The organism is Salmonella sp. SAL4457, assembly GCF_046548235.1.
Lineage (GTDB): Bacteria > Pseudomonadota > Gammaproteobacteria > Enterobacterales > Enterobacteriaceae > Salmonella > Salmonella enterica.
Window position 1 is genome coordinate 1 of record NZ_JBGDZO010001276.1, and the last position, 238, is coordinate 238.

Here is a 238-nt window from a genome sequence, read left to right on the forward strand (position 1 = left end):
GTCTTCCGCTTGCAGGCCTTTCTGGCCCTGGATCACCGAGAATTCCACTTTCTGGCCTTCCACCAGGGAGCGGTGACCCTCGCCGCGGATGGCGCGGTAGTGAACGAACACGTCCGGACCGCTATCGCGTTGAATGAATCCATAACCTTTGGCGTCATTGAACCACTTGACGGTTCCGACCTCACGATCAGCCATTACCACACTCTCCAACTTGCAATTTTTTATAAGTGGCCTTCCC

At 55.0% G+C, this 238-nt stretch carries 1 protein-coding gene; it reads right to left on the minus strand.

Annotation, left to right across the window (positions count from 1 at the left end; all coding sequences use genetic code 11):
• Nucleotides 1-195: cold-shock protein (locus ACLJNW_RS28300; RefSeq protein WP_410961965.1), on the minus strand; the 195-nt coding region annotated here is incomplete at its 3' end.
• Nucleotides 196-238: the final 43 nt, after the last annotated feature.